Origin of the sequence: Demequina maris (assembly GCF_000971155.1) — a bacterium.
Classification (GTDB): domain Bacteria; phylum Actinomycetota; class Actinomycetes; order Actinomycetales; family Demequinaceae; genus Demequina; species Demequina maris.
Genome location: NZ_BBLX01000013.1, coordinates 49,755 through 73,731, shown reverse-complemented (window position 1 = coordinate 73,731; position 23,977 = coordinate 49,755). Strand labels below are relative to the sequence as shown.

The following is a 23,977-nucleotide window of genomic DNA, read 5'->3' as shown; positions in this document are numbered from 1 at the left end:
CCGTCGGGGCTACCACGGAAACCCCCTCGTCCAGCCGGACGAGGGGGTTTCGTCGTTCCCAGCCGGATGCCCGTCTGGTCCCCGTTGTCCGATGTGCGGGGAAGGCCCCGCTTCGTGCTAGCGTCGCCCACCATGCCCAGACCTCGAGAGCACGCGCAGCTGGCCGCGCGAGCCGCCGCATGAGCCTCGGCCCCGCCTTCGATTCCGTCCTTGCCGCCGCCCGTGTGGGCGAGGACTGGGCCTGGTCCGAGATCTACCGCGACCTCGCCGGCCCGGTGCGCGGCTACCTCGCCGGCAAGGGCTCGCCGTCGCCCGAGGACGAGGCGGCGGACACGTTCCTCCACGTCGCGCGCGGCCTGTCCGGCTTCACGGGCGACGAGGGCGACTTCCGCTCGTGGGTGTTCTCGATCGCGCATCGGCGCATGGTCGACGCGCACCGCCGCTCCGGCCGACGACCCGAGGCCGCCGCTCCCGACGAGACGCTCGCCGCGCTCGTCCGCGAGGCCGCACCCAGCGCCGAGCATCATGCCCTGCTGCGCGGCCAGACGGAGGCGGTCGACCACCTCCTGCGGCGCCTCAACGCCCGACAGCGGGAGATCCTCCTGCTCCGCGTGGTCGCCGGGCTGTCGGTGAAGGAGACCGCCGCGGTGCTCGGCGCCTCCGAGTCGGCCGTGAAGGTCGCTCAGCACCGCGCGATCGCGACGCTCCGGCGCGACCTCGATCGGGAGATCCTGGATCCCGCGTAGATCCGATGTAACCGATCCGTCGGCCCCGACGATGACAGGGGCATGACGAACCGCGACTTCGACGACCGCGACATCGAGCGCCTGCTCTCCGGCAAGCCCTCCGAGGGCCTCGCCGACACGGCCGAGGCGATCGCGCAGCTGCGCGGCCTCGACGTGGCGCCCGCGCAGGTCGAGGCGGAGCGCGCCGGCGCGATGCTCGCGAGCGTCGCCGCCGCAGCGGCCGAGGCCGCCGAGGCCCCGCAGGCCGCTCCCGTCCGTCGTTCGAAGACCCGCGTCCGCGCCGCCGTCGCCGGCGGCGCCGCGCTCCTCATCGCCGGCCTGGTCGGCGGCACCGCGGCCGCGGACTCCGCGGCTCCCGGCGACGCGCTGTACGGCCTCGACCGTGCGATCGAGCGCATCGGCCTGGGCGACGGCGGCGTGCCGGAGCGCATCGCCGAGGCGCGCAAGGCCGAGGAGGACGGCGACACCGAGACCGCGATCGAGCTCGTGGACGAGGCCGTCGCCGAGGTCCTCGGCGACGAGGCCGTCGAGGACGAGCAGGCGGAGGGCACCGAGGAGACCACCGACGAGACCGCGGAGGACTCGGCGGACGAGACCACCGAGGACGCCGGCACCGGCTCCGAGGTCTCCGAGAAGGTCCACGAGTGCCTGCGCGAGATCTTCGCCTGGATGGAGTCCACCGACCTCGAGGGCCGCGACTTCGGCCAGGGCGTCGCCGAGCGTCACCGCAACCTCCACGTCGCGTGGCAGGCGGACAGTGAGAAGTGGCAGGAGCGCCACGGCGACAAGGTCAAGAAGGACAAGACCGCCGAGGACGAGGCGCTCGTCGAGGACGAGTCCGCCGACGACGAGGCGGCCACGGAGTCCGAGACGTCGGAGCCCGGCACCACCGCCAAGCCGCGCCGCACCTCGCCCCAGGGCGACGACGCCACCACGGGCCGCGGCGACGCGGGCACCGAGCGTGAGCAGGGCAACGGCTGGAAGGACCGCGGCTCCGACCGCGACGCCGATGACCGCGGCTCCTCGCAGCGCGGCTCCTCGCAGCGCGGCTCATCGCAGCCGGGCTCGTCGTGGACCGGCGGCTCGCACGGCTTCGGATACGGGGCCCGCTAGCCCCCAGCACGTCGACGGCTCCCCATCCCCTCAGCAGGGGTGCCGTCGAACCGCTCGTCGATGCCTACCCCCCAGCCGGCACCGAGCGTGACACCAGCGCCCCGCACACCCCCTCAGGTGCGGGGCGCTGGCGTGTCCCCGGCGAGCGCGGTGACGTCGGCCGCGGTCGCGAGCCTCGACCGCCACAGCGCGACCATGTCCGCGGGCGGGATGCCGCACGCCGGATCGTCCGCGACGCGGCGCGGACGCCGACGCGCGACCTGGTCGTAGACGGCGTCCCGGAGCGCGCGCGGGACGATGCGCATCGTCCCGGCCGCCCGCCACGGCCACGGCAGGTCCCGCGCGATCCGGACGAGCGCGTCGGTGCGCACCCGGCCCGCGCCGCCGTCCCACACGACGATGCTCGACGCGGCGATCCCGGTGCCCAGCCCGGACGCCTCCAGCGCGGCACGGCCGACCTCGCCCGCGGAGCCCGCGATGAGGAAACGGCCGGCGCGGTCGTGGCGCAGCAGCCACGCGACGAAGCCGTTGCACAGGCCGCAGTCGCCGTCGAAGATCACGATCGCCCGCATCGTCCCAGGCTAGCGGGGCGGTCACACGAGGCTCGCGGCGCGCTCCCTCAGGTGCCGACCCCACTCGCGCGCGAGGTCCAGCTGGCCGCGCGCGAGGAGCGCGGCGGGCTCGGAGGCCGAGGTGTGCATGTGCACCGTGAACCCCTGGGGGCCGTCAAGGAGGGTGAAGCCGTCCGCCTCGAGCGTGTGCGCGATCGCCTTGGAGGCGCCGTGCCCGAGCGGCCCGCGCACGCGCGTGTCGAACGCGGCGCCCAGGCGGGGCCCGCGGGGGAGCGCGGTGAGCCACGCGCGCATCGACGTGTGGCCGAGGTCCGCGGGCATGTGGTCGGCGCCCTGCGGCTTGGCGCGTGCGGACTCGCGGCTCGCGTCCGTGGGCAGGCTCATCGCGTGCACGGGCGCGCCCGCGACGACGATGCGCGCCTGCGCGACCAGCTCCGGCGTCGCCTCCGAGGTCGTGAGCGCGCGGGCGCCGTCGCCGAGGCCCTCCGCGATGGCGGCGGCGACGGCGGCGGTGTTGCCGTACAGCGACTCGAAGACCACGATGTCCATGCTCCCCAGGGTGCGCGCGTGCGCGGGGTGCCGCCAGGGACCTATGTCACCTGTTCAGGGGGACGATGCGCGGGTGGCCGGGGCTCAGGCGATCACGGTGCGCTGGAGCACCTCGGTGAGCTGGCGCGCGGCGTCGATGACCGCGCCCGAGTGGACGGCGCCGGGGGTGGAGGTGAGGCGCTCGACCGGCCCCGAGATCGACACGGCCGCGATCACGGTGCCCGCGGCGCCCCACACGGGCGCGGAGACCGAGGCGACGCCGGGTTCGCGCTCGCTGGCGCTCTCGGCGAAGCCCTGGGCGCGCACGCGGTCGAGGTCCGCGGCGGTGTAGCGCGCGTCGGCGAGGCCGCGGTGCATGCGCTCGGGCTCGGTCCAGGCGAGCAGCACCTTGGCGGCCGAGCCGGCCTTCATCGTCATGGTGGTGCCCACCGGGATCGAGTCGCGCAGGCCCACGGGGCGGTCCGCGGACGCGATGCAGATGCGCTCGTCGCCGTGGGGGCGGTACAGCTGGGAGGATTCCCCGGTGCGGTCGCGCAGGACCGTGAGCACCGGCTGCGCGGCGGACACGAGGCGGTCCTCGTTCACGGACGCGGCGAGCTGCGCGAAGCGTCGTCCCAGGACGAACGCGCCGGAGGCGTCGCGGCCCACCAGGTGGTGGTGCTCGAGGGCGAGCGCGAGGCGGTGCACCGTGGGGCGGGCGAGATGGGTGGAGGCCACGAGCTCGGCGAGCGTCGCGGGGCCCTGCTCGAGGGCCCCCAGGATCGCCGCCGCCTTGTCAATGACTCCAACACCGCTATGATTGTCCACGGAGCGATACTAACGTCTCAAATCATGAGATGTCGACCTGTGAAGGAGTTCGCGATGGGAACCACCCTCGCCGAGAAGCTGTGGACCAGCCACCTGGTCCGTAAGGGTGAGGACGGCGCGCCCGACCTCATCTACATCGACCTGCACATGTGCCACGAGGTGACCTCGCCGCAGGCCTTCGAGGGCCTCCGGCTCGCCGGCCGCCAGGTCCGCCGCCCGGACCTCACGATCGCGACCGAGGACCACAACACCCCCACGCTCGACATCGACCTGCCGATCGCGGACGAGACCTCGCGCAAGCAGGTCAACAAGCTGCGCGAGAACGCCGCCGAGTTCGGCATCCGCATCCACTCGCTCGGCGACGCCGACCAGGGCATCGTCCACGTGGTGGGCCCGCAGCTCGGCCTCACCATGCCGGGCATGACCGTGGTGTGCGGCGACTCGCACACGTCGACCCACGGCGCGTTCGGCGCGCTGGCCTTCGGCATCGGCACGTCGGAGGTCGAGCACGTGCTCGCCACCCAGACGCTGCCGCTCAAGCCGTTCAAGACCATGGCGATCAACGTCAACGGCACCCTGCCCAAGGGCAGCACCGCGAAGGACATCATCCTCGCGATCATCGCGAAGATCGGCACCGGCGGCGGCCAGGGCTACGTGCTCGAGTACCGCGGCGACGCGATCCGCGCGCTCTCCATGGAGGCGCGCATGACGATCTGCAACATGTCGATCGAGGCGGGTGCCCGCGCGGGCATCATCGCCCCCGACGACACCACGTTCGAGTACGTCAAGGGCCGTCCGCACGCCCCCGAGGGCGAGGACTGGGACGCCGCCGTCGAGTACTGGCGCACGCTCACGACCGACGACGACGCCGTGTTCGACACCGAGGTGGACCTGAACGCCGCCGACCTCGAGCCGTTCATCACGTGGGGCACGAACCCCGGCCAGGGCCTGCCGTTGTCGGCCAACGTGCCCAGCCCCGAGGACTTCGCCGAGGAGGCCGACCGCGAGGCCGCCGCCAACGCCCTCGAGTACATGGGCCTCACCCCGGGCACGCCGTTCCGCGACATCCCGATCGACACCGTGTTCCTCGGCTCGTGCACCAACGGCCGCATCGAGGACCTGCGCGCCGCCGCGGCGATCATCCAGGGCCGCGAGAAGGCCCCGCACACCCGCATGCTCGTGGTGCCCGGCTCCGCCCGCGTGCGCCTCCAGGCCGAGGCCGAGGGGCTCGACAAGGTCTTCCTGGACTTCGGCGCCGAGTGGCGCAACGCCGGCTGCTCGATGTGCCTGGGCATGAACCCCGACCAGCTGAAGCCGCAGGAGCGCTCGGCGTCCACCTCGAACCGCAACTTCGAGGGCCGTCAGGGCAAGGGCGGCCGCACCCACCTGGTGTCGCCGCTGGTCGCCGCCGCCACCGCGGTCCGCGGCACCCTGTCCAGCCCCGACGACCTGGTCGACGCCCCCGCGGCGCTGGTCTGAGAAGGAGAACCGACATGGAGAAGTTCACCACCCACACCGGCGTCGGCGTCCCGCTGCGCCGCTCGAACGTCGACACCGACCAGATCATCCCCGCGGTCTACCTCAAGCGCATCACGCGCACGGGCTTCGAGGACGCGCTGTTCGCCGCCTGGCGCGGTGACGCCGACTTCATCCTGAACAAGGACGAGTACAAGGCGGGCTCCGTGCTCGTCGCCGGCCCGGACTTCGGCACCGGCTCGTCCCGCGAGCACGCCGTGTGGGCGCTCAAGGACTACGGCTTCAAGGTCGTCATCGCCTCGCGCTTCGCGGACATCTTCCGCGGCAACTCCGGCAAGCAGGGCCTCCTCGCGGCGGTCGTGAGCCAGGAGAACATCGAGCTGCTGTGGAAGCTGCTCGAGGCCGAGCCGGGCAAGGAGATCACCGTCTCGCTCGAGGACCGCACCGTCACGTGCGGCGAGCTGACCGTCCCCTTCGAGATCGACGACTACGTCCGCTGGCGCCTCATGGAGGGCCTGGACGACATCGGCCTCACCCTCCAGCACGAGGACGAGATCACCGAGTTCGAGAAGACCCGCGCCTCCTGGCGCCCGCAGACGCTGCCGGCGAAGCACCTGCCGAGCGTCCACATCGAGGCCGCGCGTCCCGTCGACGCGTAACCCGCGCATCGTCCGTCGAGGGCCGTACCCGTCATCAGCGGGTGCGGCCCTCGCGGCGTTCCCGGGTCTGGCATAGTCGCGCACATGACCGCCGCCGCCCCGGAGGTGCCCGCGCTGCGCGCCGACGCGCGCACGGCCGCGCGCATCGTCGCCGCGGCGCTCGTGTGCGGCGCCGCGATCCTCCTCTTCGCGGTCCACGTGCGCCCGTGGGGGTACGTGCCGCTCGTCCTGGGCGTGCTGCTCGGCCTCGCCGTTGATCGCCGGCTCGGACGCGACCTCGGGCTCATCGCGCTGGGCCAGATCATCATCTCGACCATCTCGCTCAAGGCCGACCTCTCCGACGGCGGCATGCTGCGGTTCACCGTCGCGCTCGGCCTCGCGGTGCTCGTGCCGACGCTGATCTCGCGGCTCGCGTTCCGCGACGATGCGATCACGTTCCCGATCGGCACCGGGCAGCGGTGGAGCCGCACCCAGTGGGTCTACCTGGCCGTCGTCGTGGCGGTCGGCTACCTCGTGCTGCCGTTCTACTTCATCGGCTCGGGCGCGTACCGCAACTGGCCGGACCTCGAGGGCGGGGGAGAGGTCGCGCGCCTGTTCGTGGGCGTCAACGCGGTGGGCCTGTGGGACGAGCTGTTCTTCATCTGCGTGGTCTTCGCCCTGCTGCGCGTCCACTTCCCGATGGCGCTCGCCAACATCCTCCAGTCCGTCGTGTTCGTGAGCTTCCTGTGGGAGCTGGGGTACCGCGAGTGGGGGCCGCTGCTCACGATCCCGTTCGCCCTGGTGCAGGGGTGGATCTTCGCGCGCACGAAGTCGCTGCCGTACGTGGTGACGGTGCACCTGCTGTTCGACGCGATCGTCTTCGGCGTCCTCGTCCACGCCCACCATCCCGAGCTGCTCGACGTGTTCGTGACGGCGCCGTGAGCGCGGACCTGGTCGCGCGGGCGGCGGGGCTCGCGGCGGACGGCCGCGCGATCGTCGGCATCGCGGGCATCCCCGGCGCGGGGAAGTCGACGCTCGCACGCTCGCTGGTCGAGGGCCTCGCGGCCGCGGGCGTGCCCGCCGCGTACCTCCCGATGGACGGCTTCCACCTCGCCGCGACGGAGCTGGTGCGCCGCGGCCTCGCCGACCGCAAGGGCGCGCCCGAGACCTTCGACGTCGGGGCCTACGTCGCGCTGCTGCGGCGCGTCCGCGGCGCCCGCGAGGATGTCCCCGCGCCCGACTACGACCGCGGGATCCACGACGTCGTCCCCGACCGCATCGTGGTCCCGGCGGGCGCGCGCGTCGTCGTGACCGAGGGCAACTACCTGGGCCTCGCGCAGCCGCCGTGGGAGGCGGTCCGCCCCGCGCTCGACGCGCTGTGGTGCGTCGACGTGCCGTGGGAGGTGGCGCGCGAGCGGCTCGTCGAGCGCCGGGTCGCCACCGGGCGGCGGCGGGACGATGCGGTGGTGTGGGTGGACGCGGTCGACGCGGCCAACGCGCGGCTCGTCGAGGGCACGCGGGGGAGCGCGGACCTCGTCATCCCCGGCTGAACGCGGTCCGGCACCCTCCACCCCTCACGCAACCGGCGTACCGATGGCCCCCTGCCGAGCATCGTCCCTGGTGCGCGGCGAGCGAGGGCGATCCGTACGCCGGTTGCGTGCCGGGGCGGGGCGGGGCGTGCCGGGGCGTGCCGGGGGTGGCGCGCCGGGGGGGGGTCGGGGGGATCAGCCGAGCCAGGCGCGCGTCCCGAAGGACCCGAGCGACTCGGCGACCACGGACGCCGCGAACGCGATGTCCTCGGGCAGCCGCGCATCGTCCCGTCCGAGGGACGCGATGCGCCACGTGAGGGCGCCGTGGAAGAAGTCGCCCGCGCCGAGCGTGTCGACGACGGAGGCGACCGGCGGCACCTCGACGGCGCCCGACCCCGCGGGCGACCGATAGAGCACCGGCGCGGCGCCGCGCGTGATGACCGCGGTCTCCGCGCCGAGCCCGGCGAGGCGGTCGAAGACGGCGTCGGGCGCGCCGCCGGTGCCGGGCGGCGTGTAGTCGTCGGACACGACGGCGATGTCGCACGCCTGCACCATGAGGTCGGTGTGCGGCTTGTGGCTGCCGGCGTCGAGGATGACCGGGATGCCGGCATCGCGGGCGCGCGCGGCGAGCGGCACCGAGATCTCCGGGAAGTAGCCGTCGAGCAGCACCGCGCCGGCGCCGTCGAGGGACGGCTCCACGGCGGGCGCCAGCCCTCCCGCGGTCGCGACCCCCGAGGGCGAGACCACCGCGCGGTCCCCGGTCGAGACCGTCACCATGATCGACGCGGTCACCGGCGGCCCGTCGTACCCCGCCGCCTCGACGACGGCGACGCCGCACCGCGACAGGTCGTCCGCGATGAGGGCGGTGAGCTCGTGCGCCGGCAGGGCCGTGACGAGGGTGGGGGAGCCGCCGCATCGTGCGAAGGCGACGGCCGCGTTCGTCGCGGGGCCGCCCGCGCAGACGGAGAACTCGAGCGCGGCGATCTTCTCGTTCGGGGCGGGCAGCCGGTCGACCAGCTGGACGATGTCGAGCGTGGCGAGCCCGGCGAAGAGGGCGGCGGCGGTCACGCCGTCAGCGTAGCGAGCGCCGCGGATGCGGGCGAGACGGCGCCGATGGGGGAAGATGGTCGGCATGACCGACTCCATCCGGGTCACCGGCGGCCGCCCGCTCACGGGAGAGATCACCGTCCGCGGCGCGAAGAACTTCGTCTCCAAGGCGATGGTCGCGGCGCTGCTGGGCTCCACCCCGTCGACCCTGCGCAACGTTCCCGACATCCGCGACGTCTCCGTCGTATCGTCCCTGCTCCGCCTGCACGGCACGGACGTGGACTACGGCGTCGAGTCGGGTGTCCTCACCATGGACACCTCGACGCTCGTGCGCGCGGACGCGGCCCAGATCGCGGCACACGCCGGCTCGTCCCGCATCCCGATCCTGCTGTGCGGACCGCTGCTGCACCGCCTCGGCGAGGCCGTCATCCCCGACCTCGGCGGGTGCCGCATCGGCGACCGTCCCATCGACTTCCACCTCGAGATCCTCCAGAAGTTCGGGGCCGAGGTGGAGCAGATGGAGGACGGCCTCTACCTGACCGCGCCGAACGGCCTCAAGGGCATCAAGCACAAGCTCACGTACCCCTCCGTGGGCGCGACCGAGCAGCTGCTCCTCACCGCCGTGATGGCCGAGGGCATCACGCACCTCGAGGGCGCGGCCGTCGAGCCCGAGATCAAGGACCTCATCGACACGCTCCAGAAGATGGGCGCGATCATCTCGGTGTCGACCGACCGGTCCATCACCATCGAGGGCGTCGACCGCCTCCACGGCTACGACCACGTCGCGCTCACCGACCGCATCGAGGTCGGCTCGTGGGCGTCTGCGGCGCTCGCGACCAAGGGCGACATCTTCGTCCACGGCGCGCAGCAGCGCACGATGGGCATGTTCCTCAACGTCTTCCGCAAGGTCGGCGGCGAGTTCGAGGTGGTGCGCGACGGCATCCGCTTCTACCACCCGGGCGGCGACCTCAAGTCGATCGCGCTGCAGACGGACGTGCACCCCGGCTTCATGACCGACTGGCAGCAGCCGCTCGTGGTCGCGCTCACGCAGGCCAAGGGCCTCAGCATCGTCCACGAGACGGTGTACGAGAACCGCTTCGGCTTCACCGATGCGCTCAACCAGATGGGCGCGCATGTCCAGCTGTTCCGCGAGTGCCTGGGCGACGTCGCGTGCCGCTTCGGCGCGCGCAACTTCAAGCACTCCGCGGTCATCTCCGGACCGACGCCGCTGCAGGCGGCCGAGATCGAGGTCCCGGACCTGCGCGGCGGCTTCTCGCACCTCATCGCGGCCCTGACCGCCGACGGCACCTCCACGGTGCACGGCATCGGGATCATCGACCGCGGCTACGAGAACTTCCGCGCGAAGCTCAAGGCGCTCGGGGCCGAGGTCGAGTAGAACGTGCCCACCCCCGCCTCCCGCTTCTACCGCAACGCCGCGCGTCCGCTGCAGGCGCTCATGACGTCCGTCACCAAGAAGGACTGGCACGGCGCCGAGCACCTGCCGGCCGACCAGGGCTTCATCGCGGTGTCCAACCATGTGTCGTACGCGGACCCGATCACGCTCGCGCACTTCCTGTACAACAACGGCCACCCGCCTCGCATCCTCGCGAAGGAGAGCCTGTTCCGGGCGCCCTTCATCGGCTGGCTGCTGCGCGGCTTCGACCAGATCCCGGTCCACCGCGGCACGTCCCGCGCGGCCGAGGCCGTCGACGCGGCCGTCGACGTGCTCGAGCGCGGCGACATGATCGCGATGTTCCCCGAGGGCACCCTGACGCGTGACCCCGACCTGTGGCCCATGGTCGGCCGCACGGGCGTGGCCCGCATGGCCCTGTCCACCGGCGTGCCCGTGATCCCCGTGGCCCAGTGGGGCGCGCATCGTCTCCTGCCGCGCTACGGCAAGATGGTCCACCCGATCCCGCGCAAGACGATCACCGTGGTCGCCGGACCGGCGATCGACCTGGACGACCTTCGCGGCGGCGACCTCGACACCGCCACCCTGCGCGCCGCCACGGACCGCATCATGGCTACGCTGACGACCATGGTCGCCGACATCCGTGGGGAGACGCCGCCCGAGAAGCCGTACGACGTGCGCAAGCAGGGCGACGGCGGGAGGCCCGTCCGATGACGCGAGCCGCGGTCCTCGGCGCGGGGGCGTGGGGCACCACCTACGCCGCCGTCATGGCGGACGCGGGCACGGACGTCACCCTCTGGGGCAGGGACGATGCGGTGATCCGGTCGATCCGCGAGGACCGCCGCCACGACGGGGCGATCCCGGGCGTCGAGCTGCCCGCCGGCATCCGTGCGACCACCGACATCGAGGAGGCGCTCGCGGGCGCCGACGTCGTCGCCGTGGCCGTCCCGGCGCAGCGTGCGCGGGAGATCATCGCGCCGTTCGCGGGCCTCGTGCCCTCCGGCGCCGTCGCGGTGTCGCTCATGAAGGGCATCGAGCTGGGCACGCACGCCCGCATGTCGGAGGTGCTCGCGGAGGTCTGGGACCTGCCCGCCGAGCGCGTCGCCGCGGTGTCCGGCCCGAACCTCGCCAAGGAGATCGCGCAGCGGCAGCCGACCGCGACCGTCGTCGCCTCCACCGACGATGAGGCGGCCGAGCTGGTCGCCGCCGCGACCGCATCGTCCTACTTCCGGCCCTACACGAACGACGACCTCGTGGGCGTCGAGCTGTGCGGCGCGTACAAGAACGTCGTCGCGGTGGGCGTGGGCATCACGGACGGGCTCGGCTTCGGCAACAACACCACCGCGACCGTCATCACGCGCGGCCTCGCGGAGATCACGCGCCTGGGCCTCGCGCTCGGGTCGCGGCCCGAGACGTTCTCCGGGCTCGCCGGCATGGGCGACCTCATCGCGACGTGCGCGTCGCCGTTGTCGCGCAACCACACGCTGGGCTCGCACCTCGGCCAGGGCCGGTCGCTCGACGAGGCGATCGCGCTGACGCGCGGCACCGCCGAGGGTGTCAAGACCGCGACCGCGGTGCAGGAGCTCGCGCGCGGCGCGGGCGTCGACGTGCCCATCTGCGACGGCGTCGTGACGATGCTCGCGGGCGAGGCCCCGGTCGAGTCCGTCATCGGCGCGCTGCTGTCCCGCCCGCGCAAGTCGGAGGTCGATTGATGGGCAGACCCACCGTCGCCGTCGTGTTCGGCGGCCGTTCCACCGAGCATGGCGTCTCGTGCGTGACCGCGGGCGGCGTGCTCGGCGCGATCGACCGGGAGCGCTGGGACGTCGTCGCGATCGGCATCACCCGGGAGGGCCGCTGGACGCTCGCGTCGTCGGAGCCCGCGGACTGGGCGATCGTCGACGGCGAGATGCCGACGGTGCCGGCCTCCGACGAGGTCGTGCTGCCGCCGTTCGAGGCCGGCTCGCGCGCGTGGCGCGTCGCGGGGCCCGACGGGCTGCGCGAGCTCGGCGAGATCGACGTGGTGTTCCCCCTGCTCCACGGCCCGTTCGGCGAGGACGGCACGATCCAGGGCGCGCTCGAGCTGGTCGACGTGCGCTACGTCGGGTCGGGCGTGCTCGCGTCCGCCGCGGGCATGGACAAGCAGTTCATGAAGACCGCGTTCCGCAACGCCGGCCTGCCGGTCGCGCGCGACGTCACCATCACCGCGCACCGTGGGCTCGAGGAGCAGCGGCTCGAGGTCGAGGCGCTGGGCCTGCCCGTCTTCGTCAAGCCCGCGCGCGCGGGCTCGTCCATGGGCATCTCGAAGGTGAGCGACTGGGCCGCGCTGGACGCGGCCGTCGCCGACGCGCAGAAGCATGACCCGAAGGTGTTGATCGAGGCCGCCGTCGTCGGCCGCGAGATCGAGACCGCGGTGCTCGCCACCGCGGGCGGGCTGCTGACGTCGCCCGCCGGCGAGATCATCACGGGCGGCGACCACGACTTCTACGACTTCGACGCCAAGTACCTCGACGAGGCGTCGGTGACCCTGCTGTGCCCCACCTCGCTCGAGGGTGCCGTAGCCGCGACCGTCGCGGACTACGCCAAGCGCGCGTTCCTCGCGGTGGGCGCCGAGTCGCTCGCGCGGGTCGACGTGTTCGTCACGGACTCCGGCGACGTGGTGGTCAACGAGATCAACACGATGCCGGGCTTCACGCCCACCTCGATGTACCCGCGCATGGCCGCGGCCGCCGGGATCTCGTACGGCGAGCTGGTCGAGACGCTGCTCACGGTCGCGCTCGAGCGTCCGGTGGGCCTGCGCTGACGGCCTGACCCGGGCAGCCAGCACCTACACGGCGCATCGGGGCGTGCAGTCCGCACCTACGCGCTGGCCCGCGCGCCTCTGAACCGTGTCCCAGGGGCCTCGGCATCCCCATCCGTCACGCGTGTAGGTGCTCGGTGCGCGGCGGCCGGCGGCGTGTAGGTGCTCAGTGCGCGGCGGCGGACGGCGGCGAGGCGTCAGCGGCACTCGAGGCCGTTGGACGGCGCCTTCGCGACCGCGCGCGACACCTCCGCGAGGATGTCGCCCACCGCGTCCTGCGCGCGCACCTTCGGCACGATCAGCTCGACGGCGGGGGAGCGGCCGAACGACACCGTCCGCCACGCGTCGTCCTCGTCGAGGATGAGCCAGTCGACGGTGGTGCCGCCGGACTCGATCGCCAGGCACTCGTCCGTGGTGGGGCCCGGCGGCTCGACGCCGCAGCGCATCACGAACGGGTACTCGTCGCCCCACGCGGCCGTCGCCTGCGACGTGGTCTCGCGGTAGTCGAGCCCGCCCAGCACGTCCGGCACCGCGAGCATCACGCGCGCGCAGTCCGGGTCGGCCGCGTACGGCGCCGCGTCGACGGGGTACTGGCTCGCGCAGCCCGCCAGCGGCGCCGCGAGCAGGGCGAGCGCGAGCAGCGGGAGCGGGCGGGGCATGCGCCAAGCCTACGGCGGCGGGGAGGGGCTCCCGGACGGCTCGAGGCGCTCGAGGCGACCCGGCGGCGCCGTCCGCGGCGCGGTGTAGCGTTGCCCGGTGACCGCGCTCGCCCAGCTCCCGCATCGGCGCGCGTTCTCCCTGGCCTGGCCCGCGATCGTGGGCAACGTCACCGTCCCGCTGGTGGGCCTGGTCGACACCGCGATGCTCGGCCACTACTCCGACGCGACCAACATCGGCGCCGTCGCGCTCGGCGCCACGGTGCTCAGCGCGATCATGTGGCTGACGGGCTTCCTGCGGACCGGGACCACGTCGCTCGTGGGTCGGGCGCTCGGCGCGGGCAGGGACGATGCGGCGGTCTCCCACGCGCAGCGCGCGGCGATGCTCGCCGTCGCGATCGGCGGGGGCGCGCTGATCCTGCAGTGGGTCGCGATCCCCGCGATCATGTCGATCCTCGCGCCGGCGGGCGAGGTGCGCGAGCTCGCGATCCAGTACGCGTGGATCCGCATGGCGTCGGTGCCGGCGGCGTTGCTCACGATGGTCGTGTCGGGATGGTTCGTCGGTGCGGGGGACACGCGCCGGCCCCTGGCGATCGTGGCCACCGTCAACGTCGTCAACCTCGGGCTCGACGTGGCCTTCGTGGGTGGGCTCGGCTGGGGCGCGGCGGGTGCCGCGTCGGCGACCGCGATCGCCGAGTGGCTCGGGCTCGCGCTCGCCCTCGCGCTGTGGTGGCGCGCCGCATCGTCCCCGGTCCGTGCCGCGGTGCGGCGCTGGCGGGGGCGCGGGCTGCGCTCCGGGTGGCGGCGCCTCGCCGCGATGAACACGGACCTCTTCGTGCGCACCGCGATCCTGTACGCGGTGCTCACGTTCGTCACCGCGTACGGCGCGCGCCTCGGTCCAGAGATCCTCGCCGCGAACGCGATCCTCATGCAGCTGATGCTGCTCGCGAGCTACGGGCAGGACGGCTACGCGCACGCCGCCGAGGCGATGGTCTCGCGCGAGATCGGCCGTCGCGACGTGCCCGCCTTCCACCGTGCCGTCGCGGCATCGGCGCTGCCCGCCGTCGCGATCGGCGCGGTCTTCAGCCTGCTGTACCTCGTCGCGTCGGGGCCGTTCATCGCCGTGCTCACCTCGCTGCCGGAGGTCACCGAGGCCGCGGACGAGTACATCGGGTGGGTCGTCTGGCTGCCGCTTGCCTCGTCGCTCGCGTACCTCTTCGACGGCGTGTTCCTCGGCTCGGGGCGGACGCGCGCGATGGCGGTTACGATGGCGGAGTCGGCGCTGCTGGTGTTCGTGCCCGCGTTGCTGATCGGGCTGGAGTGGATCGGCGACGCCCCCAACCACGATCTCTGGCGGGCGTTCCTCCTGTTCAACGTCGCCCGCGGCGTCTTCCTCGGCCTCGCGTACGTGCGCCTCACCCGCCGCGGCGCGTGGCTCGAGGGCGCCCACGCCTGAGCCCGCGCGGCGCCCCCAGGCCTGGGGGCACCAGAAGTAGGGCTGCCCGCAATGTCAAACACTCTTGACATCATGTCAAGCGCGGCTTACCTTCGAGATGTCAAGAACCTTTGACATCGGGGGATGCCATGACCATGACCGAACGCACCGTGTGGGCCACGCTCGTCGTGTTCCCGCTCGTGGGGATCGTCTACTTCACGGTCATCCTCACGCAGGCCGCGGACCGCTCCGTCGCGGAGATCTCGTGGGTCACGCCCATGCTCTGGGCGTGGGGCTCGCTGATCGTGTTCATCATCCTCGGCACCATCGCCTCCGCGATCGCGACCGCGATCCAGGCGGAGGTCGCGGGGGAGAAGGCGGAGTTCGAGGACGGGGACGAGCGCGACAAGCAGATCGAGCGCCTCGGCAACGCCCGGGCCTACGGGATGTCGTCGTTCGGCGGCCTCGTCGCGACCGTCCTGCTGATGCTCGACGTCGACCGCTTCTGGGCGGCGAACACGCTGTTCCTCGCCGGCCTGATCGCGGGCCTGATCGCGGCGGGCAGTCGTGCCTACGCTTACCGGAAGGGCCTGTGATGGGCCGTTCCACCAAGGTCACCAACGCGATCCGCGCGCTGCGGTTCGCGCACGGGGAGATGACCCAGGCCGAGCTGGCGGAGCGCATCGGCGTCACCCGCCAGACGGTCATCGCCATCGAGCAGGGGCGCTACTCGCCGTCGCTCGAGATGGCCTTCCAGATCGCGCGGGCCCTCGAGGTCCCGCTCGACGCGGTCTTCCGGTATCCCGACGAGGCGGCGTAGCCCCCGTCCCTGGAGGACCCTTCCCGCGAGCCTCGCACATCGGCTCGCGGATGCCGGAGAGAGCGCTCTCACACCTGGGGAGTCACGATGTCCCTCACCCGCACCACCGACCCTCGCACGCGCGCGCCGCGGACGGCGCCCGACCGGGCGGCGCGACCATGACCGCCGCGCTCCCGGCCACGATGCGCGCGGTGGTCCAGCACGCCTACGGCGGCGTCGAGCAGCTCGCGCTCGCCGACGTCCCGGTCCCGCGCCCCGGTGCCGAGGACGCCCTGGTCCGCGTCGAGGCCGCGGCCCTCAACCCGGCCGACGCCTTCCTCATGCAGGGGACCCCGCGCGTCCTCCGGCTGTCCTCGGGGCTGCGCCGCCCGCGCCGCCCCATCCGCGGCAACGACCTCGCCGGCACGGTGGTCGCGGTCGGGGAGCGGGTCGCCGATCTCCGGCCCGGCGACCGGGTGTTCGGGGAGTCGCGCGGCTCGCTCGCGGAGCTCGCGGTCTCACCCGCCGCGGGCCTCGCACCGCTGCCGGCCGAGGTGCACGCCGAGGCCGGTGCGGCCGCGGTCATGACCGGGCTCGCGGCGTTGCACGGGCTGCGCAAGGCTCGTCTCGCGGCCGGGCAGACGCTCCTGGTGAACGGGGCCTCCGGAGGCATCGGCCACATGGCGGTCCAGCTCGCCGCCGCTCAGGGCGCGACCGTCACGGCCGTGTGCTCCACGCGCAACGTGGGCTGGGTGCGCGACCTCGGCGCGGCCCGGGTCGTGGACTACACGCGCGGCTCGATCCTCGAGCTGGACGAGCGCTTCGACGTGGTGTTCGACAACGTCGGCAACCACGCCCTGCGCGACCTTCTGGGGCTGGTGCGGGAGGGCGGCGTGCTGCTGCCCAACTCGGGCGAGCCCGGACCCGACGGGGGACCGTTGCGCCGCGTCCTGCGAGCCAGGTGGCTCGACCTCGTGACCCGCCACCGGGTGGTCACCTACTACTCGACGGCCAACAGGGCCGACCTGGAGCACCTCGCGACCATGCTCGTCGCGGGCACGCTCCGTCCTCATCTCGACTCCGTCCAGCCGCTCGACGCGGCGGCGGACGCCATGGCGCGGGTGCTGTCCCGCCATGCCTCAGGAAAGGTGGTGGTCGCGCCATGAAGGCCGTGACCTACGACAGGTACGCGGGACCCGAGACGCACGAGCTGCGCGAGATCCCGACCCCCGAGCCAGGCGAGGGCCAGGTGCGCATCCGCGTGACGGCCGCCGGCCTCAACCCGTGGGACTGGCACCTCTACCGCGGCGACCCGTGGCTCGCCCGCTTCTCCAGCGGGCTGTTCTCGCCCGGCGAGCGGGTGGTGGGCGCCGACGTGGCGGGCACCGTCGACGCCGTGGGCGAGGGCGTCCACGGCTTCCAGGTGGACGACCGGGTCTTCGGCTTCGTCGGCTACGGCGCGGTCGCGGACTACGTGATCGCCGACGCGGGGAAGATCGCCCACACGCCGCTCACCGCGACCGACGAGGAGGCGGCGGCGGTGCCGATCGGCGGGATCACCGCGCTCGGCGGCTTCGAGGACGGCGGCGGCTGTGCGGGGAAGCGCGTGCTCGTGATCGGCGCCTCGGGCGGCGTGGGCCACATGGCGGTCCAGGTCGCCAAGGTGCTCGGGGCGAGCCGCGTGGTCGCCGTGTGCTCGGGCCCGAACGCCGCGATGGTCGAGGAGCTCGGCGCGGACCGGGTCATCGACTACACGCGGGAGGACGTGCTCGACTGCGGCGAGACCTTCGACGTCGTCTACGACACCGTGGGCACGACGCGCCTCACCCGGCTCAAGCGGATCATCGCGCCGGACGGCGTGTACCTCGCCGCCGGCGGCCTGGGCGGCGGCCCGCTGCTCGGACCCGCGTGGGCGATCTTCTCGTCGAAGGCGATCAGCCCGATCGCCCGCCGGCGCGTCGTGGTGGTGGGCACCGAGCCGTCGCACGAGAACCTCACGCGCATGGCCGACATGATCGAGGAGGGCAGGGTCCGCCCCGTCATCGAGCGCACCTACCCGCTCGAGCGCACCGCCGAGGCGCTCGCCCGCCTCGAGGCGCAGCACGTCGCCGGCAAGCTCGTGGTGCAGGTGGCCTGAGCGGGCGCCCTCAGCGCCCCGGCTTCGGCGGCAGGGTCGACACGTAGGCGAGAGCCTGCTCGACCAGGTCGTCGAGGCCGGGGGCGCCGAGCGGCAGCGCGACGTACTCGCGCATCGTCCGCCCGCCCGGAGCGAAGGGCTCCGCGTCCTCCCGGGCGCGGGCCGCCTCGAGGTCCGCCGCGGCGAGCTTGAACGTCGCCTGGCCTCCGTACAGCGCCATGAACATGTTCCCGTGCACGAAGGCGGCCAGCTGGCCGAACATCGGGCGCACCTCGACGCCGGGCGCGTCGGGCACGAGCGCGCGGAACGCGTCCCGGTGGGCGTCCGTGGGCCGTGGCATCTCCATGGCACGATGCTCGCGCAACCTGCGCGCGACCGCGACCCGGGCGCGTGGCCCGGTCCCGCATCGTCCCGCCCTACGCTTGACGCCATGACGACGATCGGCGAGATGGGGGAGGACGCGCTCATCGCGGCCTTCGCCCCGCGGCTTCCCGTGACCGACTCCGAGATCCTGGGCCCCGGCGACGACGCGGCGGTGCTCGCGGTCGACGGCGACCTCGTGGTGTCCTCGGACATCCTCATGGAGGACCGCCACTTCCGCATGGACTGGTCCAGCCCCGAGGACGTGGGCTGGCGCGCGGCCATGCAGAACCTGGCCGACATCGACGCGATGGGCGCCGTCCCCACCGCCCTGCAGGTCACGCTCGCCGCGCCCCCGTCGCTCGACGCCGACTGGGTGCTGCGCTTCGCCGACGGGCTGCGCGAGGCGTGCGAGCCGCACGGCGTCGGCGTGATCGGCGGCGACCTCTCCGGCGCGCGCGAGGTGTCGGTGTGCGTGACCGTCCTGGGGGAGACCCACGGCACCGAGCCCGTGACGCGGGACGATGCGCTGCCCGGCCAGGTCGTGGCCGTGTCCGCGCCGCTCGGGGCGGCCGCCGCGGGCTACGTGCAGCTCACGGAGGGGCGCCGGATCGACGACGAGACGATCGGGCTGTTCCTGCGCCCGCGTCCGCGCATCGGCGCGGGCCTCGAGGCGGCGCTGCACGGCGCGACGGCGCTCATGGACATCTCCGACGGGCTGCTGCGCGACGCGGGACGCATCGCGCGCCGCTCGGAGGTCGGCATCGACATCCGTGCCGAGGACGTGCCGGTGCACGAGGGCGCGCGCTTCGCGGCGATCGAGCTGCAGATCGACCCGCGGCCCTGGGCGCTCACCGGCGGGGAGGACCACCACATGCTCGCGGTGTTCCCGCGCGAGGGCGCGGTGCCGGCGGGCTGGACGATCATCGGGGAGACGACGGACGCGTTCTCCGGCGTGCGGGTCGACGGCGAGGTGCCGGACCTGCTCGGCTGGGACCACTTCGGCGGCTGAGGGGGCCCGGCGCATCGTCCGGGCATGCGAAAACGGACGCCCTCCGAGGGAGGACGTCCGTCTCTGGGTGGGTCGGCTGTCAGCCGCGCCGATGCGCGCGTGAGCGCGCATCCATCAGATGGCGCGCTGGACCTTGCCGGCCTTGAGGCACGAGGTGCACACGTTGAGGCGCTTCGGGGTGCCCGCGACCACGGCACGGACGCGCTGGATGTTCGGGTTCCAGCGGCGCTTCGTGCGGCGGTGCGAGTGCGAGATGTTGTGACCGAAGGACGGTCCCTTGGCGCAGACGTCGCAGGTGGCAGCCACGATAGTTCTCCTAGTTTCTGGCGCGGACCGACGTCATCGATCCGCAAAGTATGAGGGCCCGGGTGCTCGGGCAACCGCACTAGGGTAACCGAGAAACCGCGGATGCGGCAAACCGACGGGCAGCCGGACACCGCTGGGCGGGGTGCCCGCGCTGTCGGCGGGCCGTGACACGATAGTACGCGAGCGGCCGCCCCGTGCCGCTCCGAGGCCGGAGGTGACCCGTGAGCGAAGCGCATGCGCTGCGCCGCTGGCTCGGGTCCGGGCTCGACGCCGTGCACCGCTCGCGCGGCCACCTCGACGCCATCAACGTGTTCCCGGTCGCGGACTCCGACACGGGCACCAACGTCTTCCTCACGCTGCAGGAGGGCAACCGCGCGATCGCGCGCCTGCCCGCCGACGCCTCGCATCGCGACGTCGCCGCGGCGTTCGCCCGCGGCGCCCTCATGGGGGCGCGCGGCAACTCCGGCGTGATCGTCAGCCAGTACCTCAGCGCGCTGCTGCGGGTCGTCGACGCCAAGGGCGGGCTCGAGAGCGTCGACGCCCGCGGGCTGTCGCTCGCGCTGGGCCGCGCCGCCGAGGCCGCCTACGCGGCGGTCGGCGCGCCGGTCGAGGGCACCATCCTCACCGTCGCGCGCACCGCGGCGCGGTCCGCCAACACGGTCGCGAACGACGGCGGCACCCGCGAGGCGGTGATCGTCGCGGCCGTCGACGGCGCCCGCCAGGGGCTCGCGCGCACCACCGAGCAGCTGCCGAGCGCCCGCGCGGCCGGCGTGGTCGACGCCGGCGCCGCCGCGCTCGTGCTGCAGCTCGAGATGCTGGCCGAGACCATCGCCGGCAAGGACGCGCTCGCGGACCATCCCGCCGTCGCGTGGGAGCTGCCCGGGCGCCACCACCACGTGGTGCAGCCGGGGCATGCCGGCCACGGCGACGAGGACGGCGGCGCGTACGAGGTGATGTTCGTCGCCGAGCGCGAGGAGGAGGAGCGCGCGGGCGTGGTCGAGCGGCTCGGCGCGATCGGCGACTCCGTCACCGTCACCAGCGCGCACGGGCTCATGCACGCCCACGTCCACACCGACCACCCCGCCCTCGCGGTCACCATCGCCGAGGAGCTCGACGCCCACCAGATCGTGGTGCGCTCGATCACGCTGAGCATGGTGCACGACCGCGCCGCCACCGGCGTGGTCGCGCTGACCACCTGCCCGGGCCTCGCCGAGCCCCTCGCGGACGCCGGCGCCGTGGTGCTGGTGGTCCCGGAGCCCTCCTCGCTGCGTAAGCGCGACCTCAACCGCGCGGTGCGCGACGCCTCCGGTGCCGAGGCGATCGCGGTCGCGGGCAACCCGTCGCTGCTCGCCGCCGCCCGCGCGCTCGCGGACAAGCGCGGCAAGCCGCGGCTCATCGTCATCGAGGCATCGCACGAGGCCCACGTCATCGCCGCCGTCGCGGCCTCCGCGCTCGCCACCCCGGGCGAGGACGTCGCGGCGCTCATGCGCGACGCGGTCGCGGCGACCGCGGTGGGCCAGAGCACCGGCGACGCGCTGGACGAGGACCTCGACGACCTCGTCGGCGCGGGCACCGAGGTCGTGACGCTGGTGCTCGCGCGCGGCATCGACGACTCCGTCGGCGACGAGGCCCGCGCGTCGATCGAGGCGCGCTCGCCCGGCGCCGACGTCGCCGTCTACCCCGGGGGTCAGGAGTGGCCGCCCATCCTCATCGGCGTGGAGTCCTCGCCCGCATGACCGGCCGCCTCGAGGAGCCGCTGACGAAGGTGCTCGGCGCCCGCACGGCGGGCTCGCTCGGCAAGCTCGGGCTCGAGACGGTCGGCGACCTGCTGCGTCACTACCCGCGGCGCTACGGTGCGCCGGGCGAGTTCACTCCGCTCGCGGAGCTGCGCGTGGGGGAGCACGTCACGGTGATGGCGGAGGTGCGCACCGCCACCGTCCGCCAGATGCGCTCGCGCGGCGGCGCGATGCTCGAGGCGGTCGTCACGGACGGCCGCGACAGCCTCCAGCTCACCTTCTTCGCCAAGCGCGCCGGCGTGCTGCGCATGCACGAGGACAAGCTGCGGCCCGGACGCCGCGGCCTCTTCACCGGCACCGTGGGGGACTACCGCGGGCGCCGTCAGCTCACGCATCCCGACTACCTGATCGTCGGCGTCGACGCTGCCGACGAGGACGAGGCGCTCGCCGAGGCCTCGCGCCCGATCCCGATCTACCCGGCCGCCGCATCGGTCCCCACGTGGCGCATCGGTCGCGCGGTCCGCGCCGTGCTGGATCCGCTCACCGAGGCGGACGTGCCGGACCCGATCCCCGTGGAGATCCGCGAAAGGCGCGGCCTGCCGACGCTGCTCGAGGCGCTGCGGCTCGTGCACGTGCCCGACGCCGACGCGGACCACCGCCGCGGCCGCGCGCGCCTGCGCTTCGAGGAGGCGCTGGTCCTGCAGACCGCGCTCGCACGCCGCCGCGCGGACCACGATGCTCTCGCCGCCACCCCGCGGCCCGCCCGGACGGGAGGGCTGGTCGAGGCGCTCGACGCCCGGCTGCCGTACGAGCTCACCGCGGGCCAGCGGTCGGTGGGGGAGACGGTCGCGGCCGACCTCGCGCGCGACACCCCGATGCTGCGGCTGCTGCAGGGCGACGTGGGCGCCGGCAAGACCGTCGTCGCGCTACGGGCGATGCTCCAGGTGGTCGACGCCGGGGGACAGGCGGCACTCCTCGCGCCCACCGAGGTGCTCGCGGCGCAGCACGCGCGGTCGCTGCGCGCGCTCCTCGGCCCGCTCGCCGACGGCGGGATGCTCACCGCCGCGGATCAGGCGACGCGCGTCACGCTCCTCACCGGCTCGCAGGGCTCCCGCGAGCGGCGCGCCGCGCTCGCCGAGGCCGCCTCGGGCGCCGCGGGCATCGTCGTCGGCACGCACGCGCTGCTCGGCGACACCGTCCAGTTCGCGGACCTGGGCCTCGTCGTCGTGGACGAGCAGCACCGCTTCGGCGTCGAGCAGCGCGACGCCCTGCGGGCCCGCGGCTCGCGCGTGCCCCACACGCTCGTGATGACCGCGACGCCCATCCCCCGCACCGTGGCGATGACGGTCTTCGGCGACCTCGAGACATCGGTACTCAGCGACCGGCCCGCAGGACGCCAGGAGACCGCGACGCACCTGGTCCCCGCCGGCAACGCCGCGTGGGTCGAGCGCATCTGGGCCCGCGTGCGCGAGGAGGTCGACCGCGGCGGCCGTGCGTACGTCGTGTGCCCGCGCATCGACGGCGACACCGAGGAGGAGGCCGAGGAGGTCCCGCTCGACGCGCTCGAGGGGGACGATGCGGCGGACGAGGGCGGCGCATCGTCCCGGCCGCCGCTCGCGGCGGTGCTCGAGGTGGCCGAGCAGCTGCGGGCCGTCCCCGCGCTCGCGGGCGTCGGTGTCGGCGTGATGCACGGGCGTCTCGCGCCGGACGAGAAGGACGCGGCCATGAGCCGCTTCGCCTCGGGAGAGGTCCCCGTCCTGGTCGCGACCACCGTCATCGAGGTCGGCGTCGACGTGCCCGAGGCGACCGCGATGGTGATCCTCGACGCGCAGCACTTCGGCATCTCGCAGCTCCACCAGCTGCGCGGCCGCGTGGGGCGCGGCGACCGCGCGAGCGTCTGCCTGCTCGTGTCGCACGCCGAGGACGGGACCGTCGCGCACGAGCGGCTCGCCGCGCTCGCGGCCACGGCGGACGGCTTCGAGCTCGCCGAGAAGGACCTCGAGCTGCGGCGCGAGGGCGACGTGCTGGGCGCCGCGCAGTCCGGCGGGCGCAACTCGCTGCGGCTGCTGCGGGTGGTGCGGGACGCCGGGCTGATCGAGGAGGCGCGGGCCGAGGCGGCGGCGCTGGTCGCGGACGACCCCTCGCTCGGCGCGCACCCCGCCCTCGCGGATACGATCGCGGACATGCTGGACGAAGAGCGCGAGGACTTCCTATCGCGATCGTGACGCGTCGCCTCGACGCCTCGCGCGGCCTCCGGATCGTGTCCGGCGGCCAGAGCGGCGTGGACCGCGCGGCCCTCGAGGTCGCGGTCGAGCTGGGCCTCGAGTACGGCGGCTGGTGCCCGGCCGGCGGCTGGGCCGAGGACATGCCGACCGCCCCCGGCGTGCGCGGGACCTATCCGCTGCTGCGCGAGACGCTGTCGGCCGACCCGGCGGAGCGCACGTCGCTCAACGTGCGCGAGGCGGGCGCCGTGCTCGTCGTGCTGACCGAGGGGTCGACGTCGCCCGGGACGGGCATCACGCTGCGCGCCGCCGAGCGGCTCGATCGCCCGACCGCGATCGTGCCGATCGATCCGCGCCGGCCGCTCGAGGGGGCGAAGGCCGCGCGCGACACGCTCGCCGAGCTTCTCGCGGGCGTGCCCGGCACGCCGCCGAGCCTCGACATCGCGGGGCCGCGCGAGTCCGAGGCGCCCGGGATCCGCGTAGCCGCGCGCGCCCTGCTGCTCGAGGTGCTCGCGCCCTTCGAGCGGTTCGACGAGGCCTGAGGCGTCGGTCCTGGCACGGGCGTGATCGGGCGCCCGGCGGGTCGCGGCGCCCCTGTCGAGGCCGTGGCACCGTGTGCCGAGGTCCCG

At 74.0% G+C, this 23,977-nt stretch carries 26 protein-coding genes; 19 read left to right on the top strand and 7 right to left on the bottom strand.

Features of this window, described 5'->3' with window-relative positions; genetic code table 11:
* Positions 1 to 179 precede the first annotated feature (179 nt).
* Together AOM02_RS12870 and AOM02_RS12865 are read left to right on the top strand one after the other, a co-directional pair.
* Positions 180 to 746 (top strand): RNA polymerase sigma factor, encoded by a 567-nt coding sequence (locus AOM02_RS12870; protein ID WP_062299900.1) that lies wholly within the window; start codon positions 180 to 182, stop codon positions 744 to 746.
* A gap of 42 nt (positions 747 to 788) precedes the next feature.
* On the top strand, positions 789 to 1,859 hold the full coding sequence (locus AOM02_RS12865; protein ID WP_062299897.1) for a hypothetical protein: 1,071 nt from the start codon (positions 789 to 791) through the stop codon (positions 1,857 to 1,859).
* A 113-nt stretch (positions 1,860 to 1,972) separates the two neighbouring features.
* Here the strand turns inward: AOM02_RS12865 and AOM02_RS12860 are convergent, their stop codons facing one another.
* The 3 genes from AOM02_RS12860 to AOM02_RS12850 all read right to left on the bottom strand — a co-directional run bounded on the left by AOM02_RS12860 (position 1,973) and on the right by AOM02_RS12850 (position 3,787).
* Positions 1,973 to 2,431 (bottom strand): thiol-disulfide oxidoreductase DCC family protein, encoded by a 459-nt coding sequence (locus AOM02_RS12860; protein ID WP_062299895.1) that lies wholly within the window; start codon positions 2,429 to 2,431, stop codon positions 1,973 to 1,975.
* 21 nt (positions 2,432 to 2,452) lie between these two features.
* Positions 2,453 to 2,980 (bottom strand): hypothetical protein, encoded by a 528-nt coding sequence (locus AOM02_RS12855; RefSeq protein ID WP_062299893.1) that lies wholly within the window; start codon positions 2,978 to 2,980, stop codon positions 2,453 to 2,455.
* A gap of 84 nt (positions 2,981 to 3,064) precedes the next feature.
* Positions 3,065 to 3,787 carry an IclR family transcriptional regulator gene (locus AOM02_RS12850; protein ID WP_062299891.1) on the bottom strand — a complete coding sequence of 241 codons (723 nt, stop codon included), beginning with the start codon at positions 3,785 to 3,787 and terminating at the stop codon, positions 3,065 to 3,067.
* 54 nt (positions 3,788 to 3,841) lie between these two features.
* On the opposite strand from AOM02_RS12850, the gene leuC reads away from it, so the two are divergent.
* From leuC to AOM02_RS12830, 4 genes are all read left to right on the top strand, one after another.
* The gene (gene leuC, locus AOM02_RS12845) at positions 3,842 to 5,266 is read left to right on the top strand and encodes a 3-isopropylmalate dehydratase large subunit (RefSeq protein ID WP_062299889.1); all 1,425 of its coding nucleotides are present in this window, start codon (positions 3,842 to 3,844) and stop codon (positions 5,264 to 5,266) included.
* A 14-nt stretch (positions 5,267 to 5,280) separates the two neighbouring features.
* On the top strand, positions 5,281 to 5,922 hold the full coding sequence (gene leuD / locus AOM02_RS12840) for a 3-isopropylmalate dehydratase small subunit (protein ID WP_062299887.1): 642 nt from the start codon (positions 5,281 to 5,283) through the stop codon (positions 5,920 to 5,922).
* Positions 5,923 to 6,006: 84 nt separating this feature from the next.
* Entirely contained in the window at positions 6,007 to 6,843 is an 837-nt protein-coding gene (locus AOM02_RS12835; protein WP_062299885.1) for a CPBP family intramembrane glutamic endopeptidase, read from the top strand.
* A complete protein-coding gene (locus tag AOM02_RS12830) occupies positions 6,840 to 7,451 on the top strand; it encodes a nucleoside/nucleotide kinase family protein (protein WP_062299883.1) in 612 nt (203 codons plus the stop codon). The genes AOM02_RS12835 and AOM02_RS12830 overlap by 4 nt, the downstream gene beginning before the upstream one ends.
* 174 nt (positions 7,452 to 7,625) lie before the next feature.
* On the opposite strand, the gene AOM02_RS12825 is transcribed toward AOM02_RS12830, so the two are convergent.
* Positions 7,626 to 8,498: a PfkB family carbohydrate kinase gene (locus AOM02_RS12825; protein WP_169746639.1), complete on the bottom strand. Its 873-nt coding sequence runs from the start codon at positions 8,496 to 8,498 to the stop codon at positions 7,626 to 7,628.
* A 64-nt stretch (positions 8,499 to 8,562) separates the two neighbouring features.
* Here AOM02_RS12825 and murA point away from each other — a divergent pair, with 64 nt between their 5' ends.
* From murA to AOM02_RS12805, 4 genes are read left to right on the top strand one after another with little or no spacing between them, the layout of a single operon-like run.
* Positions 8,563 to 9,873, top strand: a complete 1,311-nt coding sequence (murA, locus tag AOM02_RS12820; protein WP_062299879.1) for a UDP-N-acetylglucosamine 1-carboxyvinyltransferase — start codon at positions 8,563 to 8,565, stop codon at positions 9,871 to 9,873.
* Positions 9,874 to 9,876: 3 nt separating this feature from the next.
* Complete coding sequence (locus tag AOM02_RS12815; RefSeq protein ID WP_156156225.1) at positions 9,877 to 10,602, top strand: lysophospholipid acyltransferase family protein; 726 nt, start codon at positions 9,877 to 9,879, stop codon at positions 10,600 to 10,602.
* Positions 10,599 to 11,600 carry an NAD(P)H-dependent glycerol-3-phosphate dehydrogenase gene (locus tag AOM02_RS12810; protein ID WP_062299877.1) on the top strand — a complete coding sequence of 334 codons (1,002 nt, stop codon included), beginning with the start codon at positions 10,599 to 10,601 and terminating at the stop codon, positions 11,598 to 11,600. The genes AOM02_RS12815 and AOM02_RS12810 overlap by 4 nt, the downstream gene beginning before the upstream one ends.
* A complete protein-coding gene (locus AOM02_RS12805) occupies positions 11,600 to 12,688 on the top strand; it encodes a D-alanine--D-alanine ligase family protein (RefSeq protein WP_062299875.1) in 1,089 nt (362 codons plus the stop codon). Before AOM02_RS12810 ends, AOM02_RS12805 begins: the two co-directional genes overlap by 1 nt.
* Positions 12,689 to 12,882: 194 nt before the next feature.
* Here the strand turns inward: AOM02_RS12805 and AOM02_RS12800 are convergent, their stop codons facing one another.
* The gene (locus tag AOM02_RS12800) at positions 12,883 to 13,344 is read right to left on the bottom strand and encodes a DUF3515 family protein (RefSeq protein ID WP_062299872.1); all 462 of its coding nucleotides are present in this window, start codon (positions 13,342 to 13,344) and stop codon (positions 12,883 to 12,885) included.
* 97 nt (positions 13,345 to 13,441) lie between these two features.
* Here AOM02_RS12800 and AOM02_RS12795 point away from each other — a divergent pair, with 97 nt between their 5' ends.
* The 5 genes from AOM02_RS12795 to AOM02_RS12775 all read left to right on the top strand — a co-directional run bounded on the left by AOM02_RS12795 (position 13,442) and on the right by AOM02_RS12775 (position 17,712).
* Positions 13,442 to 14,797 carry an MATE family efflux transporter gene (locus AOM02_RS12795; RefSeq protein ID WP_062299870.1) on the top strand — a complete coding sequence of 452 codons (1,356 nt, stop codon included), beginning with the start codon at positions 13,442 to 13,444 and terminating at the stop codon, positions 14,795 to 14,797.
* A 134-nt stretch (positions 14,798 to 14,931) separates the two neighbouring features.
* A complete protein-coding gene (locus tag AOM02_RS12790; RefSeq protein ID WP_156156224.1) occupies positions 14,932 to 15,372 on the top strand; it encodes a hypothetical protein in 441 nt (146 codons plus the stop codon).
* A complete protein-coding gene (locus AOM02_RS12785; protein ID WP_062299866.1) occupies positions 15,372 to 15,596 on the top strand; it encodes a helix-turn-helix transcriptional regulator in 225 nt (74 codons plus the stop codon). The genes AOM02_RS12790 and AOM02_RS12785 overlap by 1 nt, the downstream gene beginning before the upstream one ends.
* 158 nt (positions 15,597 to 15,754) lie before the next feature.
* Complete coding sequence (locus AOM02_RS12780; RefSeq protein ID WP_062299863.1) at positions 15,755 to 16,741, top strand: NAD(P)-dependent alcohol dehydrogenase; 987 nt, start codon at positions 15,755 to 15,757, stop codon at positions 16,739 to 16,741.
* Positions 16,738 to 17,712: an NAD(P)-dependent alcohol dehydrogenase gene (locus tag AOM02_RS12775; RefSeq protein ID WP_062299860.1), complete on the top strand. Its 975-nt coding sequence runs from the start codon at positions 16,738 to 16,740 to the stop codon at positions 17,710 to 17,712. The genes AOM02_RS12780 and AOM02_RS12775 overlap by 4 nt, the downstream gene beginning before the upstream one ends.
* Positions 17,713 to 17,722: 10 nt before the next feature.
* Here AOM02_RS12775 and AOM02_RS12770 read toward each other — a convergent pair whose 3' ends face one another.
* Positions 17,723 to 18,058: a TfoX/Sxy family protein gene (locus AOM02_RS12770; RefSeq protein WP_062299857.1), complete on the bottom strand. Its 336-nt coding sequence runs from the start codon at positions 18,056 to 18,058 to the stop codon at positions 17,723 to 17,725.
* Between the two features lie 84 nt (positions 18,059 to 18,142).
* Between AOM02_RS12770 and AOM02_RS12765 the strand changes: the two genes are divergently transcribed.
* Positions 18,143 to 19,084 (top strand): thiamine-phosphate kinase, encoded by a 942-nt coding sequence (locus AOM02_RS12765; RefSeq protein WP_062299854.1) that lies wholly within the window; start codon positions 18,143 to 18,145, stop codon positions 19,082 to 19,084.
* Positions 19,085 to 19,198: 114 nt separating this feature from the next.
* Here AOM02_RS12765 and rpmB read toward each other — a convergent pair whose 3' ends face one another.
* Positions 19,199 to 19,390: a 50S ribosomal protein L28 gene (rpmB, locus tag AOM02_RS12760; RefSeq protein WP_062299851.1), complete on the bottom strand. Its 192-nt coding sequence runs from the start codon at positions 19,388 to 19,390 to the stop codon at positions 19,199 to 19,201.
* 221 nt (positions 19,391 to 19,611) lie between these two features.
* On the opposite strand from rpmB, the gene AOM02_RS12755 reads away from it, so the two are divergent.
* Genes AOM02_RS12755 through AOM02_RS12745 form a run of 3 tightly spaced genes read left to right on the top strand, consistent with a single transcriptional unit; the run spans position 19,612 to position 23,890 of the window.
* On the top strand, positions 19,612 to 21,126 hold the full coding sequence (locus AOM02_RS12755; RefSeq protein WP_062299848.1) for a DAK2 domain-containing protein: 1,515 nt from the start codon (positions 19,612 to 19,614) through the stop codon (positions 21,124 to 21,126).
* Complete coding sequence (locus AOM02_RS12750) at positions 21,123 to 23,351, top strand: ATP-dependent DNA helicase RecG (protein WP_062299845.1); 2,229 nt, start codon at positions 21,123 to 21,125, stop codon at positions 23,349 to 23,351. Before AOM02_RS12755 ends, AOM02_RS12750 begins: the two co-directional genes overlap by 4 nt.
* On the top strand, positions 23,348 to 23,890 hold the full coding sequence (locus AOM02_RS12745) for a YpsA SLOG family protein (protein ID WP_062299842.1): 543 nt from the start codon (positions 23,348 to 23,350) through the stop codon (positions 23,888 to 23,890). Before AOM02_RS12750 ends, AOM02_RS12745 begins: the two co-directional genes overlap by 4 nt.
* The last annotated feature ends 87 nt before the right edge of the window (positions 23,891 to 23,977 follow it).

Bases quoted from the DNA above. Each gene is read 5' to 3' on its own strand.
- AOM02_RS12785 (WP_062299866.1), top strand. From the start codon at position 15,372: ATGGGCCGTTCCACCAAGGTCACCAACGCGATCCGCGCGCTGCGGTTC.
- AOM02_RS12805 (WP_062299875.1), top strand. From the start codon at position 11,600: ATGGGCAGACCCACCGTCGCCGTCGTGTTCGGCGGCCGTTCCACCGAG.
- AOM02_RS12780 (WP_062299863.1), top strand. From the start codon at position 15,755: ATGACCGCCGCGCTCCCGGCCACGATGCGCGCGGTGGTCCAGCACGCC.
- AOM02_RS12790 (WP_156156224.1), top strand. From the start codon at position 14,932: ATGACCGAACGCACCGTGTGGGCCACGCTCGTCGTGTTCCCGCTCGTG.
- AOM02_RS12860 (WP_062299895.1), bottom strand. From the start codon at position 2,431: ATGCGGGCGATCGTGATCTTCGACGGCGACTGCGGCCTGTGCAACGGC.
- leuD (WP_062299887.1), top strand. From the start codon at position 5,281: ATGGAGAAGTTCACCACCCACACCGGCGTCGGCGTCCCGCTGCGCCGC.
- leuC (WP_062299889.1), top strand. From the start codon at position 3,842: ATGGGAACCACCCTCGCCGAGAAGCTGTGGACCAGCCACCTGGTCCGT.
- AOM02_RS12770 (WP_062299857.1), bottom strand. From the start codon at position 18,058: ATGGAGATGCCACGGCCCACGGACGCCCACCGGGACGCGTTCCGCGCG.
- murA (WP_062299879.1), top strand. From the start codon at position 8,563: ATGACCGACTCCATCCGGGTCACCGGCGGCCGCCCGCTCACGGGAGAG.
- AOM02_RS12775 (WP_062299860.1), top strand. From the start codon at position 16,738: ATGAAGGCCGTGACCTACGACAGGTACGCGGGACCCGAGACGCACGAG.
- AOM02_RS12835 (WP_062299885.1), top strand. From the start codon at position 6,007: ATGACCGCCGCCGCCCCGGAGGTGCCCGCGCTGCGCGCCGACGCGCGC.
- AOM02_RS12750 (WP_062299845.1), top strand. From the start codon at position 21,123: ATGACCGGCCGCCTCGAGGAGCCGCTGACGAAGGTGCTCGGCGCCCGC.
- AOM02_RS12870 (WP_062299900.1), top strand. From the start codon at position 180: ATGAGCCTCGGCCCCGCCTTCGATTCCGTCCTTGCCGCCGCCCGTGTG.
- AOM02_RS12855 (WP_062299893.1), bottom strand. From the start codon at position 2,980: ATGGACATCGTGGTCTTCGAGTCGCTGTACGGCAACACCGCCGCCGTC.
- AOM02_RS12800 (WP_062299872.1), bottom strand. From the start codon at position 13,344: ATGCCCCGCCCGCTCCCGCTGCTCGCGCTCGCCCTGCTCGCGGCGCCG.
- AOM02_RS12765 (WP_062299854.1), top strand. From the start codon at position 18,143: ATGACGACGATCGGCGAGATGGGGGAGGACGCGCTCATCGCGGCCTTC.
- AOM02_RS12810 (WP_062299877.1), top strand. From the start codon at position 10,599: ATGACGCGAGCCGCGGTCCTCGGCGCGGGGGCGTGGGGCACCACCTAC.
- AOM02_RS12865 (WP_062299897.1), top strand. From the start codon at position 789: ATGACGAACCGCGACTTCGACGACCGCGACATCGAGCGCCTGCTCTCC.